Below are 14740 nucleotides of genomic sequence, written 5' to 3' on the forward strand. Positions count from 1 at the left end.
TTAACCGTTTCGTGACATAAGCGGTGAAGTGAGTGGAGTATTGAATTGTTTACGGTATAGTAATTTTTGATTTACACGTGTCGCTAAATAAAATCAATAACTCCACTTTATTCATGGTTTGCTATGTCACAACACACACGACCTCTCAATCGTCAGGATTATAAAACCCTTACGCTCGCCGCTCTCGGTGGTGCGCTTGAGTTTTATGACTTCATTATTTTTGTCTTCTTCGCTGCTGTTGTTGGCGAACTGTTTTTCCCTGCTGATATCCCGGAATGGCTCCGCCAGGTACAAACTTTCGGCATCTTTGCTGCCGGTTACCTGGCGCGTCCGCTGGGGGGCATTATCATGGCGCATTTTGGCGACAGGGTGGGGCGTAAAAAAATGTTCACCCTGAGCATTTTGTTGATGGCCGTGCCGACGCTGGCGATAGGTCTGTTACCCACTTATACCACCCTGGGGATTCTGGCGCCGTTACTGCTGTTACTGATGCGCATTTTGCAGGGGGCGGCCATTGGTGGCGAAGTCCCTGGTGCGTGGGTGTTTGTGGCGGAACATGTTCCTGAACATCGAATAGGGATCGCCTGCGGGACGTTAACCGCGGGATTGACGGTGGGGATCTTGCTCGGCTCAGTCGTCGCGACGCTGATTAACACCAGCATGACTCAACAGGCTGTACACGATTATGGCTGGCGTATTCCCTTCTTGCTCGGGGGTGTTTTCGGTCTTGTAGCGATGTATCTACGTCGCTGGTTACAGGAAACGCCCATCTTTCTCGAGATGCAGCAGCGTAAGGCGTTGGCGCAGGAACTTCCGGTAAAATCCGTTGTGGTTAACCACCGAAAAGCGGTAGTGGTCTCGATGCTGCTAACCTGGCTTTTGTCGGCAGGTATTGTCGTGGTGATTTTGATGTCGCCCGTTTGGCTGCAAAAACAGTACGGCTTTGCGCCAGCGCTGACCCTACAGGCAAACAGCATCGCGACCATCATGTTGTGTGTGGGATGTTTGCTTGCTGGACTGGCCGCCGATCGTTTTGGCGCCAGTAAAACCTTCATTGTGGGGAGCCTGTTGCTGGCCTGCTCAAGCTGGTTCTTCTATCACTTATCAGGCTCACATCCGGAGCAGCTCTTCTTCCTCTATGGCATTGTAGGGTTGTGTGTCGGTGTGGTAGGGGCGGTGCCCTATGTCATGGTCAGAGCTTTTCCGGCGAAGGTTCGCTTCACCGGTATTTCATTTTCTTACAATGTCTCGTATGCGATTTTTGGGGGACTGACGCCGATTTTCGTCACCGTGCTGATGGGCGTTTCACCGATGGCGCCTGCCTGGTATGTGCTGGCGTTATCACTAATAGGGTTGGGATTAGGAATGTGGCTGCGTCAGGATATTTATTACCGTGACATCCATGAGGCGGCAAAACTGCAGCAAGAGTAAAAAATATCCCCCCCGGAGGGGGGATATCAAAAAATTAGTGCGCTTCGCCGATAGGCAGAATGGTGCGCCCAAACTGTTCGTTCAGCACTTCGCCCATGGCCAGATAGATGGCGCTGGAGCCGCAAACTAAGCCCACCCAGCCGGCAAAGTGGATCACCGCTTCATTACCGCCGATGTTGCCGACAGCCAGCAGAGCAAACAGCACAGTCAGACTCAGGAAGACAAACTGCAGAGCACGGTTGCCTTTCAGCGTACCGAAGAACATGAACAGCGTGAAGACGCCCCACAGTCCCAAATACACGCCGAGGAACTGCGTATTCGGTGCATCTGTCAGACCCATTTTCGGCATTAACAGGATCGCGACAAGCGTCAGCCAGAAAGAGCCGTAAGAGGTGAATGCGGTTAAGCCGAAGGTGTTGCCTTTCTTGTATTCCAGCAGGCCGGCAAAGATCTGCGCGATACCGCCGTAGAAAATCCCCATCGCGAGAATAATACCGTCAAGAGCAAAGAAACCCACGTTATGCAGGTTAAGCAGAATGGTCGTCATGCCGAAACCCATCAGGCCCAGCGGTGCCGGATTAGCCAACTTAGTGTTGCCCATAATTCCTCAAAAATCATCATTGATTGAATGGTGAAATAGTTTCCCCGAAAAAGCAGTATGAGTTCGGGGCGCGGCATAATAATCACGAGGATGGGGACTGTCTATGATCTATCATGGGTAAAATGAAGTATTTTTACCCAGGTGCGCGTATTCCTTTTGCGTGACGCTGATCACGCGGCTTTTACACCGTTGATGCCGCGACCGCAGGCCTGCGAAAAGAGACCGTGGCACCGTGTTTTTCATCAAGGATCTGTCTGGGTTTCGGTCTTATGAAGGTGCCAGAAGTGAGATAAAAGCACTTTTCAGGTCGAAGGACGGTCGTCTTAATATGCTTTTCTCGTGTTTATTTTCTCTTCGCAGTAAAAAAAATTTTCATGCCCCCCTTGATGACGTGGGTTACGACCCCATCTTGTAGTCAACCGCAGTGAGTGAGTCTGAAAAAAAACGATTCAGGGTAGTTGAAACCGCACGTTTCGCCCTTATTACAGATTCACAACCACATGATGACCGAATTTTTAGTGGAGACGTTTAGATGGGTAAAATTATTGGTATCGACCTGGGTACTACCAACTCTTGTGTAGCGATTATGGATGGAACTCAAGCACGTGTGCTGGAGAATGCCGAGGGCGATCGCACCACGCCTTCTATCATTGCTTATACCCAGGATGGTGAAACTCTGGTTGGTCAGCCGGCTAAACGTCAGGCAGTGACAAACCCGCAAAACACCCTGTTTGCGATTAAACGCCTGATTGGCCGCCGCTTCCAGGACGAAGAAGTACAGCGTGATGAAGCCATCATGCCGTACAAAATCATCGGTGCTGACAACGGTGATGCCTGGATTGATGTTAAAGGTCAGAAAATGGCACCGCCGCAGATCTCTGCTGAAGTGCTGAAGAAAATGAAGAAAACGGCTGAAGATTACCTGGGCGAGCCAGTAACTGAAGCGGTTATTACTGTACCTGCATACTTCAACGATGCTCAGCGTCAGGCAACCAAAGACGCCGGTCGTATCGCGGGTCTGGAAGTCAAACGTATCATCAACGAACCGACTGCAGCAGCGCTGGCTTACGGCCTGGATAAAGAAGTCGGCAACCGTACTATCGCGGTATATGACCTCGGTGGCGGTACTTTTGATATCTCTATTATCGAAATCGACGAAGTTGACGGCGAAAAAACCTTCGAAGTACTGGCAACCAACGGTGATACCCACCTCGGTGGTGAAGACTTCGACAGCCGTATGATCAACTATCTGGTTGACGAATTTAAGAAAGATCAGGGCATTGACCTGCGTAATGACCCGCTGGCAATGCAGCGCCTGAAAGAAGCCGCAGAAAAAGCGAAAATCGAACTTTCTTCTGCGCAGCAGACCGACGTGAACCTGCCGTATATCACTGCAGACGCGACCGGTCCGAAACACATGAACATCAAAGTGACCCGTGCGAAACTGGAAAGCCTGGTTGAAGACCTGGTTAACCGTTCTATCGAGCCGCTGAAAGTAGCTCTGCAGGATGCGGGTCTGTCTGTTTCCGACGTTCAGGACGTTATCCTGGTCGGTGGTCAGACGCGTATGCCGATGGTGCAGAAGAAAGTGGCTGAGTTCTTCGGCAAAGAACCGCGTAAAGACGTTAACCCGGACGAAGCTGTTGCAATCGGTGCCGCTGTTCAGGGTGGTGTACTGACTGGTGATGTGAAAGACGTGCTGCTGCTGGACGTTACCCCGCTGTCTCTGGGTATCGAAACCATGGGCGGCGTGATGACTCCGCTGATCGCTAAAAACACCACCATCCCGACCAAGCACAGCCAGGTGTTCTCTACCGCTGAAGACAACCAGTCTGCGGTAACCATCCATGTGCTGCAGGGTGAACGTAAACGTGCTGCTGATAACAAAGATCTGGGTCAGTTTAACCTGGATGGTATCAGCCCGGCACCGCGTGGTATGCCGCAGATCGAAGTGACCTTCGATATTGATGCCGATGGTATCCTGCACGTTTCCGCGAAAGACAAAAACAGCGGTAAAGAGCAGAAGATCACCATCAAAGCCTCTTCTGGTCTGAACGAAGAAGAAATTCAGAAAATGGTTCGCGAAGCAGAAGCGAATGCAGAATCTGACCGTAAGTTTGAAGAGCTGGTTCAGACCCGTAACCAGGGCGATCATCTGCTGCACAGCACGCGTAAGCAGGTTGAAGAAGCAGGCGATAAACTGCCGGCTGACGACAAAACTGCCATCGAATCTGCTCTGACTGCGCTCGAAGCATCTTTGAAAGGTGAAGACAAAGCAGACATCGAAGCGAAAATGCAGGCGCTGGCGCAGGTTTCCCAGAAACTGATGGAAATCGCTCAACAGCAGCATGCACAGCAGCAGGCTGGTTCAGCTGATGCTTCTGCAAACAACGCGAAAGATGACGATGTTGTCGACGCTGAGTTTGAAGAAGTGAAAGACAAAAAATAATCGCCCTTTGATTGGGTAATTACTGACACGGGCGAAGAGGTGTTTCCTCTCCGCCCGTTTATGCATGTTAAGGGCAGATAAAAAGAGATGGCTAAGCAAGACTATTACGAGATTTTAGGCGTTTCCAAATCAGCGGAAGAGCGTGAAATCAAAAAGGCCTACAAGCGCCTGGCCATGAAATTTCACCCAGACCGTAACCAGGGTGATAAAGAGGCCGAAGCCAAATTCAAAGAGATCAAAGAAGCCTACGAAGTCCTGACCGATGCGCAAAAACGTGCGGCTTACGATCAGTACGGCCATGCTGCATTTGAGCAAGGCGGAATGGGCGGCGGCGGTTTTGGCGGCGGGGCTGACTTCAGCGATATCTTTGGTGACGTGTTTGGCGATATCTTTGGCGGTGGTCGTGGCCGTCAGCGCGCTTCACGTGGTGCTGATTTACGTTACAACATGGATCTCACTCTGGAAGAAGCCGTGCGTGGCGTCACCAAAGAGATCCGGATTCCGACGCTGGAAGAGTGTGATTCTTGCCACGGCAGCGGCGCGAAATCAGGTACCAAGCCGCAGACGTGTCCAACCTGTCACGGCTCTGGCCAGGTACAGATGCGTCAGGGCTTTTTTGCCGTACAGCAGACCTGTCCGCACTGTCAGGGTCGCGGTACGTTGATCAAAGATCCGTGCAATAAATGCCACGGTCACGGTCGTGTTGAGAAAAGTAAAACGCTGTCCGTTAAAATCCCGGCTGGCGTGGATACAGGCGATCGCATTCGTCTTTCTGGCGAAGGTGAAGCCGGTGAGCATGGCGCGCCAGCAGGCGATTTGTACGTTCAGGTGCAGGTTAAACAGCACCCGATTTTCGAACGTGAAGGTAACAATTTGTACTGTGAAGTGCCAATCAACTTCACAATGGCGGCGATGGGCGGTGAAATTGAAGTCCCAACGCTGGATGGCCGTGTGAAGCTGAAAGTGCCTGGTGAAACGCAGACCGGCAAATTGTTCCGCATGCGCGGTAAAGGCGTGAAATCGGTTCGCGGTGGCGCACAGGGTGATTTACTCTGCCGCGTTGTCGTCGAAACGCCAGTAGGCCTGAATGACAAGCAGAAGCAGCTGTTGAAAGATCTACAGGATAGCTTTGGTGGCCCAACGGGCGAGAAAAACAGCCCGCGTTCAAAAAGCTTTTTCGACGGCGTGAAAAAATTCTTTGATGATTTGACTCGCTAGTTGCTTGCGTGAGATCGAACCAGGGCCTGAGGTTGAGAAATCTCAGGCCTTTTTTATTGAACGTATACAGAGGTTTCGGCAAGGTGTAAGGTATGATTTCATCGTAAAAAGCGAATTGTTAATCATATATAATCTAATTTTAACGATCGATCATGCAGGTTAATATAGGAATTACGAAGTATTCACCTGATTGAGAGAATAAAAAGTGAAACATCTGCACCGTTTCTTTAGCAGCGATGCCTCTGGGGGCATCATTCTTATCATCGCCGCGGCCCTGGCTATGTTGATGGCGAACCTGGGGGTGACCAGTGGCTGGTATCACGCATTTCTGGAAACGCCGGTACAACTAAAGGTCGGCGCATTAGAGATCAATAAAAACATGCTGTTGTGGATCAACGATGCACTGATGGCAGTATTTTTCCTGTTGATCGGGCTTGAGGTCAAGCGTGAACTGATGCTGGGGTCGCTGGCCAGTTTGCGTCAGGCAGCTTTCCCGATCATTGCCGCCATTGGCGGGATGGTTGTCCCGGCCTTGCTCTACCTGGCGTTTAACTACGCAGATCCTGTTACACGTGAAGGGTGGGCCATTCCAGCGGCAACCGATATCGCTTTTGCTCTGGGCGTACTGGCGCTGTTGGGGAGTCGTGTCCCTCTGGCGCTGAAAATATTCCTGATGGCGTTGGCGATTATCGACGATCTGGGCGCTATTGTGATTATCGCGCTGTTCTACACCAGTGACCTTTCTGTGATGTCATTAGGTGTTGCCGCGTTTGCGATTCTGGTGCTGGCAATCCTGAATATGTGCGGGGTAAGACGTACCGGTATTTATATTCTGGTAGGTATGGTGTTGTGGACCGCAGTGCTAAAGTCTGGAGTACACGCAACGCTTGCTGGCGTGATTGTCGGCTTCTTTATACCGCTCAAGGAGAAGCACGGGCGCTCTCCGGCTAAACGTCTGGAACACGTTTTGCATCCGTGGGTGGCATATCTGATTTTGCCGCTGTTCGCTTTTGCCAATGCCGGCGTCTCGTTACAGGGGGTGACGATGGACGGACTGACCTCCATGCTTCCGCTGGGGATTATTGCGGGTCTGTTAATCGGTAAACCGCTGGGTATCAGCGTGTTCTGCTGGCTGGCTCTGCGTCTCAGGTTGGCTCAATTACCTGAAGGGACGAACTTTCAACAGATTATGGCCGTTGGGATCTTGTGCGGTATCGGTTTTACCATGTCGATTTTTATCGCCAGTCTGGCATTTGGAAATGTCGATCCGGAGTTGATTAATTGGGCAAAACTGGGAATTCTGATTGGATCGTTGTTGTCGGCGATTGTGGGTTATAGTTGGCTTCGTGCCCGCTTAAATGCAACTGCTTAACGGGCGTAGAATGACAAGGGAGTCACAGGTGGCTCCCTTTGCGACATTGTTCAGGGAGAGAAATGAGCATGCCCCATATTAATTACAACCATCTTTATTACTTCTGGCATGTCTATAAAGAAGGTTCTGTTGTTGGTGCTGCAGAGGCGCTGTATCTGACCCCGCAAACCATTACCGGTCAGATTAAGGCCCTTGAAGAGCGTTTACAGGGAAAATTGTTTAAGCGGAAGGGGCGTGGTCTGGAGCCCAGCGAGTTAGGGGAACTGGTTTTTCGCTACGCGGACAAAATGTTCACGCTTAGCCAGGAAATGCTGGATATCGTGAATTACCGCAAAGAGTCCAATCTACTGTTTGACGTTGGCGTGGCGGACGCGCTTTCCAAGCGTCTGGTCAGCAGCGTGCTGGATGCCGCTGTAGCTGAGGGGGAACAGATCCACCTTCGGTGTTTTGAATCTACACATGAGATGTTACTCGAACAACTGAGCCAGCATAAGCTGGATATGATCATCTCTGATTGCCCGATAGACTCCACGCAGCAGGAAGGACTCTTCTCGGTGAAGATTGGTGAATGCAGCGTCAGCTTCTGGTGTACTCATCCGCTCCCCGAAAAACCGTTTCCAGCATGCCTGGAGGAACGCCGGGTGTTGATCCCTGGGCGCCGCTCAATGTTGGGACGCAAACTGCTGAACTGGATTAACTCCCAGGGATTAAACGTTGAGATCCTGGGGGAGTTTGATGATGCTGCGTTGATGAAGGCATTTGGTGCCACTCACAATGCGATTTTTGTGGCGCCAACGCTCTATGCGAATGATTTTTATGCAGACAATTCGATTGTAGAAATCGGGCGCGTAGAGAATGTCATGGAAGAGTACCATGCTATTTTTGCGGAGAGGATGATTCAGCATCCTGCGGTACAGCGAATTTGTAACACGAACTACAGTGCGCTCTTTGCCCCTGCGAGCAAGTAAGGCGTGCGTGCCGGACAGACATAAAAAAACCCGCTTTCGCGGGTTTTTTTACAAAGCTTCAACACACAGGCGATTAAGCCAGTTTGTTGATTTGTGCAGTCAGGTTAGCTTTATGACGTGCAGCTTTGTTTTTGTGGATCAGACCTTTAGCAGCCTGACGGTCCACGATTGGTTGCATTTCGTTAAATGCTTTCAGTGCAGTAGCTTTGTCGCCAGCTTCGATAGCTGCGTATACTTTCTTGATGAAAGTACGCATCATAGAGCGACGGCTTGCGTTGTGCTTACGAGCCTTTTCAGACTGAACGGCGCGCTTCTTAGCTGATTTGATATTAGCCAAGGTCCAACTCCCAAATGTGTTCTATATGGACAATTCAAAGGCCGAGGAATATGCCCTTTCAGCCTTCTTTTGTCAATGGATTTGTGCAAATAAGCGCCGTTAAAATTGCAGCACTCGTTGCGTAGTGATGGCGCAGGATTCTACCAGCTTGCGGACTGTGAATACAGCTTTTCCGCGATAAAAATTGAACCGGACGGCCAGTTTTTTGTATTGATTTGGTCATAACAATGAAAACAAACCTCTTTATGTTTCGCTGCATCAATCGCCGGTTAACCTTGACCGCTGTACAAGGTATACTTTGGCGATTTTCACTGTTTTGAGCCAGACATGAAGCTGATACGCGGCATACATAATCTCAGTCAGGCCCCACATGGGTGTGTGCTGACTATTGGTAATTTCGACGGCGTGCACCGTGGCCATCGCGCGTTGCTGCATGGCTTGCAGGAAGAAGGGCGTAGACGTGGTTTACCGGTCATGGTCATGATTTTCGAGCCGCAACCGCTGGAGTTGTTTGCAACTGAAAAGGCGCCTGCGCGTCTGACCCGTCTACGGGAAAAACTACGCTACCTGGCAGAGTGTGGCGTCGAATACGTGTTGTGCGTGCGTTTTGACCGACGGTTTGCCGCACTTACGGCGCAAATGTTTATCAGTGACCTGCTGGTAAAACGTCTCGGCGTACAATTTCTGGCCATTGGCGACGATTTCCGCTTTGGCGCTGGTCGCGAAGGCGATTTCTTGTTATTACAGAAAGCGGGCGCTGAGTATGGTTTTGACATCACCAGCACCCAGACGTTTTGTGAAGGCGGTGTGCGAATCAGCAGTACCGCAGTGCGCCAGGCGTTGGCAGAAGATAACCTGTCGCTTGCTGAAAGTTTACTGGGACGCCCCTTTACCATCTCCGGGCGCGTTGTTCACGGTGATGAATTAGGTCGCACTATCGGTTTCCCGACGGCGAATTTACCGCTGCGTCGTCAGGTTTCCCCAGTTAAAGGGGTTTATGCGGTTGAAGTGATGGGCCTTGGCGACAAGCCGTTACCCGGCGTCGCTAACATTGGCACTCGCCCAACGGTGGCGGGCGTGCGTCAACAGCTGGAAGTGCATCTGCTGGACGTTGCAATGGACCTCTACGGTCGCCATATCGATGTAATACTGCGTAAAAAAATACGCAATGAGCAGCGGTTCGCTTCTCTTGATGAGTTGAAAGCGCAGATCGCGCGTGATGAGTTAACAGCCCGCGAATTTTTTGGGCTATCAAACCCGGCGTAAGCCTACGTGATAAATACGGAAACGAGAATCTGATGAGTGACTATAAATCAACCCTGAATTTGCCGGAAACAGGGTTCCCGATGCGTGGCGACCTCGCCAAACGCGAACCGGGAATGCTGGCGCGTTGGACTGATGATGACCTGTACGGCATCATTCGTGCGGCCAAAAAAGGCAAAAAAACCTTCATTCTGCATGATGGCCCTCCTTATGCGAATGGCAGTATTCATATTGGTCACTCAGTTAACAAGATTCTGAAAGACATTATCGTGAAGTCCAAAGGACTTGCGGGATTTGACTCACCTTATGTTCCGGGCTGGGACTGCCATGGTCTGCCCATCGAACTGAAAGTTGAGCAGGAATACGGTAAACCGGGCGAGAAATTCACCGCGGCAGAATTCCGCGCGAAATGCCGCGAATACGCGGCGGCGCAGGTCGATGGACAGCGTAAAGACTTCATCCGTCTGGGTGTGCTGGGCGACTGGTCGCACCCGTACCTGACGATGGATTTCAAAACCGAAGCCAACATCATTCGCGCGCTGGGTAAAATCATCGGTAACGGCCATCTGCACAAAGGCGCGAAGCCGGTGCACTGGTGCGTAGACTGCCGCTCTGCACTGGCGGAAGCGGAAGTTGAGTATTACGACAAGACCTCTCCGTCTATCGACGTGGCTTTCCACGCCGCCTCTCAGGATGCCGTAAAAGAAAAATTCGGCGTCACTTCCGTGAATGGCCCGATTTCACTGGTTATCTGGACCACCACGCCGTGGACGCTTCCGGCTAACCGTGCGATTTCTCTGGCGGCTGATTTCGACTATGCGCTGGTACAAATTGAAGGTCAGGCGCTGATTCTGGCGAAAGACCTGGTTGAAGGCGTGATGCAGCGTGTCGGCAGCGCACATTACAGCATCCTCGGCACGGTAAAAGGTGCGGAACTGGAATTGCTGCGCTTTACTCACCCGTTTATGGGCTTTGATGTTCCTGCGATTTTAGGTGAACACGTCACGCTGGACGCGGGTACAGGTGCGGTACATACCGCCGGTGGCCACGGTCCTGACGACTACACTATCAGCCAGAAATACGGTCTGGAAATCGCCAACCCGGTCGGGCCGGACGGCGCTTACCTGGCAGGAACGTATCCAGGTCTGGACGGTGTTAACGTATTCAAAGCCAACGACAAAATCGTTGAGATGCTGCGTGAGAAAGGCGCATTGCTGCACGTTGAGAAGATGCAGCATAGCTATCCGTGCTGCTGGCGTCACAAGTCGCCGATCATCTTCCGTGCGACACCGCAGTGGTTTGTCAGCATGGATCAAAAAGGTCTGCGCGCGCAGTCGCTGAAAGAGATCAAAGACGTGCAGTGGATCCCGGACTGGGGTCAGGCACGTATCGAATCTATGGTCGCGAACCGTCCTGACTGGTGTATCTCCCGTCAGCGTACCTGGGGCGTGCCGATGTCTCTGTTTGTACATAAAGACACTGAAGAGCTGCACCCTCGCGCCATTGAACTGATGGAAGAAGTGGCGAAACGCGTTGAAGTTGACGGCATTCAGGCCTGGTGGGATCTCGACCCGAAAGAAATTCTGGGCGATGACGCTGACCAGTATGTGAAAGTACCGGATACGCTGGACGTCTGGTTTGACTCTGGTTCTACCCACTCTTCCGTCGTGGATGTACGTCCTGAGTTTGCCGGTCACGCCGCAGATATGTATCTGGAAGGTTCTGACCAGCATCGTGGCTGGTTCATGTCTTCTCTGATGATCTCCACCGCCATGAAAGGCAAAGCGCCGTACCGCCAGGTACTGACCCACGGATTTACCGTGGATGGTCAGGGGCGCAAGATGTCCAAATCCATCGGTAATACCGTTTCTCCTCAGGATGTGATGAACAAACTGGGCGCGGATATCCTGCGTTTGTGGGTGGCATCTACCGATTATACCGGTGAAATGGCGGTTTCTGATGAGATCCTGAAACGCGCTGCCGACAGCTATCGTCGTATTCGTAACACCGCACGCTTCCTGCTGGCGAACCTGAACGGTTTCGATCCGGTAAAAGACATGGTGAAACCGGAAGAGATGGTCGTCCTGGATCGCTGGGCGGTTGGCTGTGCGCAAGCCGCACAGGAAGACATCCTGAAAGCGTATGAAGCCTACGATTTCCACGAAGTCGTGCAGCGCCTGATGCGTTTCTGCTCCGTTGAAATGGGGTCGTTCTACCTCGATATCATCAAAGATCGCCAGTACACCGCGAAATCAGACAGCGTCGCGCGTCGTAGCTGCCAGACAGCCCTGTATCACATTGCAGAAGCGCTGGTACGCTGGATGGCGCCGATCATGTCCTTCACTGCGGACGAAATCTGGGGCTACCTGCCGGGCGACCGCGAGAAATACGTGTTCACCGGCGAGTGGTACCAGGGGCTGTTTGGCCTGGCAGGTGCCGAAGCCATGAACGATGCCTTTTGGGACGAGCTGCTGAAAGTTCGCGGTGAAGTCAACAAAGTCATCGAACAGGCACGAGCGGACAAGAAAGTGGGCGGTTCCCTGGAAGCAGCGGTGACGCTGTATGCCGAGCCGGAACTGGCTGCGAAGCTGACTGCGTTGGGCAACGAATTGCGATTTGTCCTGTTGACCTCTGGCGCTGCTGTCGCGGAGTATGCAAGTGCGCCTGCTGATGCCCAGCAGAGCGAACTGCTGAAAGGGCTGAAAGTCGTATTGAGCAAAGCCGAGGGTGATAAGTGCCCGCGTTGCTGGCATTACACGACCGATGTCGGCCAGGTGGCGGAACACGCAGACATCTGCGGACGCTGTGTCAGCAATATCGCCGGTGATGGCGAACAACGTAAGTTTGCCTGATGAGTAAGCCTATCTGTTCAACAGGACTGCGCTGGCTGTGGCTGGTGGTGGTCGTGCTGATTATCGATTTAGGCAGTAAATACCTGATCCTCCAGAATTTTGCTCTGGGGGATACGGTGTCGCTGTTCCCATCGCTTAATCTGCATTATGCGCGTAACTACGGCGCGGCGTTCAGTTTCCTTGCCGATAGTGGCGGCTGGCAACGTTGGTTCTTCGCCGGTATCGCGATTGGTATCTGCGTGATTCTGATGGTGATGATGTATCGCACAAAAGCTTCGCAAAAGCTGAATAACATTGCTTATGCGTTGATTATTGGCGGCGCGCTGGGCAATTTATTTGATCGTTTGTGGCACGGCTTTGTCGTCGATATGATCGACTTCTACGTCGGCAACTGGCACTTCGCCACGTTCAACCTCGCAGATACCGCAATTTGTGTCGGCGCGGCGATGATTGTGCTGGAAGGCTTTTTGCCTTCGAAAGAGAAAAAAGCCGCATAAAAAAATTGCCGGATGGCGGCGTAAACGCCTTATCCGGCCTACACTACATCGCGATCCTTGTAGGCCCGGTAAGCGCTGCGCCACCGGGCAAACAGGCGGCAATTTAAAGAGCAACCTGCATGTCTAAATCAGTACAGAGTAACAGTGCGGTGCTGGTGCACTTCACCTTAAAGCTTGACGATGGCTCCACCGCAGAGTCGACCCGCAATAATGGCAAACCTGCGCTATTCCGCCTGGGTGATGGTTCTCTGTCTGAAGGACTGGAACAGCATCTTCTTGGCCTGAAAAATGGCGAAAAAACCACATTTGCTCTGGAGCCGGATGCCGCCTTTGGCGTACCTAGCCCGGACTTGATTCAGTATTTCTCGCGTCGGGAATTTATGGACGCGGGCGAACCCGAAATCGGGGCAATTATGCTCTTTACCGCAATGGACGGCAGTGAAATGCCTGGCGTGATCCGTGAAATTAATGGCGATTCCATCACCGTTGATTTCAACCATCCGCTGGCTGGGCATATCGTTCATTTTGATATTGAAGTGCTGGAAGTCGATCCGGCACTGGAGGCGTAAAATGCAGATCCTGTTGGCCAACCCGCGCGGATTTTGCGCAGGTGTAGACCGCGCTATCAGCATTGTTGAAAACGCGCTGGCGATTTATGGCGCGCCAATTTATGTTCGTCACGAAGTGGTGCATAACCGTTATGTGGTGGACACCCTGCGCGAGCGAGGGGCGATTTTTATTGAGCAAATCAGTGAAGTACCGGACGGTGCGATCCTGATTTTCTCTGCCCATGGCGTTTCTCAGGCGGTGCGTAACGAGGCGAAAAACCGTGATCTCACGGTTTTTGACGCGACCTGTCCGCTGGTAACGAAAGTACATATGGAAGTGGCGCGCGCCAGCCGTCGCGGCGAAGAGTCGATCCTGATCGGCCATGCAGGCCACCCGGAAGTCGAAGGTACGATGGGTCAGTACAGCAACCCGGAAGGGGGGATGTACCTGGTCGAATCGCCTGAAGATGTCTGGACGCTGAATGTCAAAAATGAGGGGAAACTCTCCTTTATGACGCAAACCACGCTTTCCGTAGATGACACCTCAGACGTTATTGATGCGCTGCGTAAGCGATTCCCGAAAATCGTCGGGCCGCGTAAAGATGATATCTGTTATGCGACGACGAACCGTCAGGAAGCGGTGCGTGCGCTGGCTGAACAGGCCGACGTGGTGTTAGTGGTCGGTTCCAGGAACTCCTCAAACTCCAACCGTCTGGCTGAACTGGCGCAGCGAATGGGAAAAACGGCATTTCTCATCGACGATGCGACCGATATCCAGGAAGACTGGGTGAAAGAGGCTAAATGCGTGGGTGTCACCGCGGGAGCCTCCGCACCGGACATTCTGGTGCAGAATGTCATTTCGCGTCTGCAGGAGCTTGGCGGCGGCGAGGCGATTCCGCTGGAAGGCCGTGAAGAGAACATCGTTTTTGAAGTGCCGAAAGAGTTACGGCTCGATATTCAGCAGGTCGATTAAAAAATGGGGAGCGTGGCTCCCCATTTTTACTATGCATCGTCTTCATCCTGCATGATGGCGCTGCGCCCACCGTCCATGACAATGGTGGTTCCTGCAATAAACCCTGCTTTCTCACTACTCAAAAACAGGCAACGTTCGCCCACTTCGCGTTTGTGCATGGTTAACGAACTGCGCAATCTGTTCTGTCCGCATCACATCAGAGGAAAAATAGTTCTGCGGGTGTTTTGTCGG

General features: G+C 52.0%; 13 protein-coding genes and 1 pseudogene. 11 read left to right on the plus strand and 3 right to left on the minus strand.

The features are described from left to right. Positions 1–123 precede the first annotated feature (123 nt). Complete coding sequence (locus CJP72_RS10660) at positions 124–1431, plus strand: MFS transporter (protein ID WP_162380854.1); 1308 nt, start codon at positions 124–126, stop codon at positions 1429–1431. Between the two features lie 34 nt (positions 1432–1465). On the opposite strand, the gene satP is transcribed toward CJP72_RS10660, so the two are convergent. Further along, positions 1466–2032 (minus strand): acetate uptake transporter, encoded by a 567-nt coding sequence (satP, locus tag CJP72_RS10665; RefSeq protein ID WP_162380856.1) that lies wholly within the window; start codon positions 2030–2032, stop codon positions 1466–1468. Positions 2033–2564: 532 nt separating this feature from the next. Here satP and dnaK point away from each other — a divergent pair. The 4 genes from dnaK to nhaR all read left to right on the plus strand — a co-directional run bounded on the left by dnaK (position 2565) and on the right by nhaR (position 8039). Further along, positions 2565–4481, plus strand: a complete 1917-nt coding sequence (gene dnaK / locus CJP72_RS10670) for a molecular chaperone DnaK (RefSeq protein WP_162380858.1) — start codon at positions 2565–2567, stop codon at positions 4479–4481. 87 nt (positions 4482–4568) lie between these two features. Further along, on the plus strand, positions 4569–5699 hold the full coding sequence (gene dnaJ / locus CJP72_RS10675) for a molecular chaperone DnaJ (RefSeq protein ID WP_162380860.1): 1131 nt from the start codon (positions 4569–4571) through the stop codon (positions 5697–5699). Positions 5700–5904: 205 nt separating this feature from the next. Further along, a complete protein-coding gene (gene nhaA / locus CJP72_RS10680; RefSeq protein WP_162380862.1) occupies positions 5905–7071 on the plus strand; it encodes a Na+/H+ antiporter NhaA in 1167 nt (388 codons plus the stop codon). Positions 7072–7139: 68 nt separating this feature from the next. Next, complete coding sequence (gene nhaR, locus CJP72_RS10685) at positions 7140–8039, plus strand: transcriptional activator NhaR (protein ID WP_162381207.1); 900 nt, start codon at positions 7140–7142, stop codon at positions 8037–8039. Positions 8040–8112: 73 nt separating this feature from the next. Here the strand turns inward: nhaR and rpsT are convergent, their stop codons facing one another. Continuing rightward, positions 8113–8376 carry a 30S ribosomal protein S20 gene (gene rpsT / locus CJP72_RS10690; RefSeq protein WP_003018940.1) on the minus strand — a complete coding sequence of 88 codons (264 nt, stop codon included), beginning with the start codon at positions 8374–8376 and terminating at the stop codon, positions 8113–8115. Between the two features lie 105 nt (positions 8377–8481). Here rpsT and CJP72_RS25500 point away from each other — a divergent pair. The 6 genes and pseudogenes from CJP72_RS25500 (at position 8482) to ispH (ending at position 14509) form a co-directional block, all read left to right on the plus strand. Then, a pseudogene (locus tag CJP72_RS25500) lies at positions 8482–8696 on the plus strand (DUF2575 domain-containing protein). Between the two features lie 7 nt (positions 8697–8703). Then, positions 8704–9642 carry a bifunctional riboflavin kinase/FAD synthetase gene (gene ribF / locus CJP72_RS10700; RefSeq protein ID WP_162380864.1) on the plus strand — a complete coding sequence of 313 codons (939 nt, stop codon included), beginning with the start codon at positions 8704–8706 and terminating at the stop codon, positions 9640–9642. 32 nt (positions 9643–9674) lie between these two features. Beyond that, positions 9675–12491 (plus strand): isoleucine--tRNA ligase, encoded by a 2817-nt coding sequence (gene ileS, locus CJP72_RS10705; RefSeq protein WP_162380866.1) that lies wholly within the window; start codon positions 9675–9677, stop codon positions 12489–12491. Continuing rightward, positions 12491–12988 carry a signal peptidase II gene (lspA, locus tag CJP72_RS10710; RefSeq protein WP_162380868.1) on the plus strand — a complete coding sequence of 166 codons (498 nt, stop codon included), beginning with the start codon at positions 12491–12493 and terminating at the stop codon, positions 12986–12988. Before ileS ends, lspA begins: the two co-directional genes overlap by 1 nt. Before the next feature lie 119 nt (positions 12989–13107). Next, on the plus strand, positions 13108–13557 hold the full coding sequence (gene fkpB, locus CJP72_RS10715; protein ID WP_162380870.1) for an FKBP-type peptidyl-prolyl cis-trans isomerase: 450 nt from the start codon (positions 13108–13110) through the stop codon (positions 13555–13557). Between the two features lies 1 nt (position 13558). After that, a complete protein-coding gene (ispH, locus tag CJP72_RS10720) occupies positions 13559–14509 on the plus strand; it encodes a 4-hydroxy-3-methylbut-2-enyl diphosphate reductase (protein ID WP_162380872.1) in 951 nt (316 codons plus the stop codon). Positions 14510–14538: 29 nt separating this feature from the next. On the opposite strand, the gene CJP72_RS10725 is transcribed toward ispH, so the two are convergent. Continuing rightward, complete coding sequence (locus CJP72_RS10725; protein WP_238340042.1) at positions 14539–14685, minus strand: hypothetical protein; 147 nt, start codon at positions 14683–14685, stop codon at positions 14539–14541. Positions 14686–14740: the final 55 nt, after the last annotated feature.

It is taken from the genome of Citrobacter sp. NCU1 (assembly GCF_010231475.1).
Lineage (GTDB): Bacteria > Pseudomonadota > Gammaproteobacteria > Enterobacterales > Enterobacteriaceae > Citrobacter_D.

Bases quoted from the DNA above. Each gene is read 5' to 3' on its own strand.
- CJP72_RS10660 (WP_162380854.1), top strand. From the start codon at position 124: ATGTCACAACACACACGACCTCTCAATCGTCAGGATTATAAAACCCTT.
- satP (WP_162380856.1), bottom strand. From the start codon at position 2,032: ATGGGCAACACTAAGTTGGCTAATCCGGCACCGCTGGGCCTGATGGGT.
- dnaK (WP_162380858.1), top strand. From the start codon at position 2,565: ATGGGTAAAATTATTGGTATCGACCTGGGTACTACCAACTCTTGTGTA.
- dnaJ (WP_162380860.1), top strand. From the start codon at position 4,569: ATGGCTAAGCAAGACTATTACGAGATTTTAGGCGTTTCCAAATCAGCG.
- nhaR (WP_162381207.1), top strand. From the start codon at position 7,140: ATGCCCCATATTAATTACAACCATCTTTATTACTTCTGGCATGTCTAT.
- ribF (WP_162380864.1), top strand. From the start codon at position 8,704: ATGAAGCTGATACGCGGCATACATAATCTCAGTCAGGCCCCACATGGG.
- ileS (WP_162380866.1), top strand. From the start codon at position 9,675: ATGAGTGACTATAAATCAACCCTGAATTTGCCGGAAACAGGGTTCCCG.
- lspA (WP_162380868.1), top strand. From the start codon at position 12,491: ATGAGTAAGCCTATCTGTTCAACAGGACTGCGCTGGCTGTGGCTGGTG.
- fkpB (WP_162380870.1), top strand. From the start codon at position 13,108: ATGTCTAAATCAGTACAGAGTAACAGTGCGGTGCTGGTGCACTTCACC.
- ispH (WP_162380872.1), top strand. From the start codon at position 13,559: ATGCAGATCCTGTTGGCCAACCCGCGCGGATTTTGCGCAGGTGTAGAC.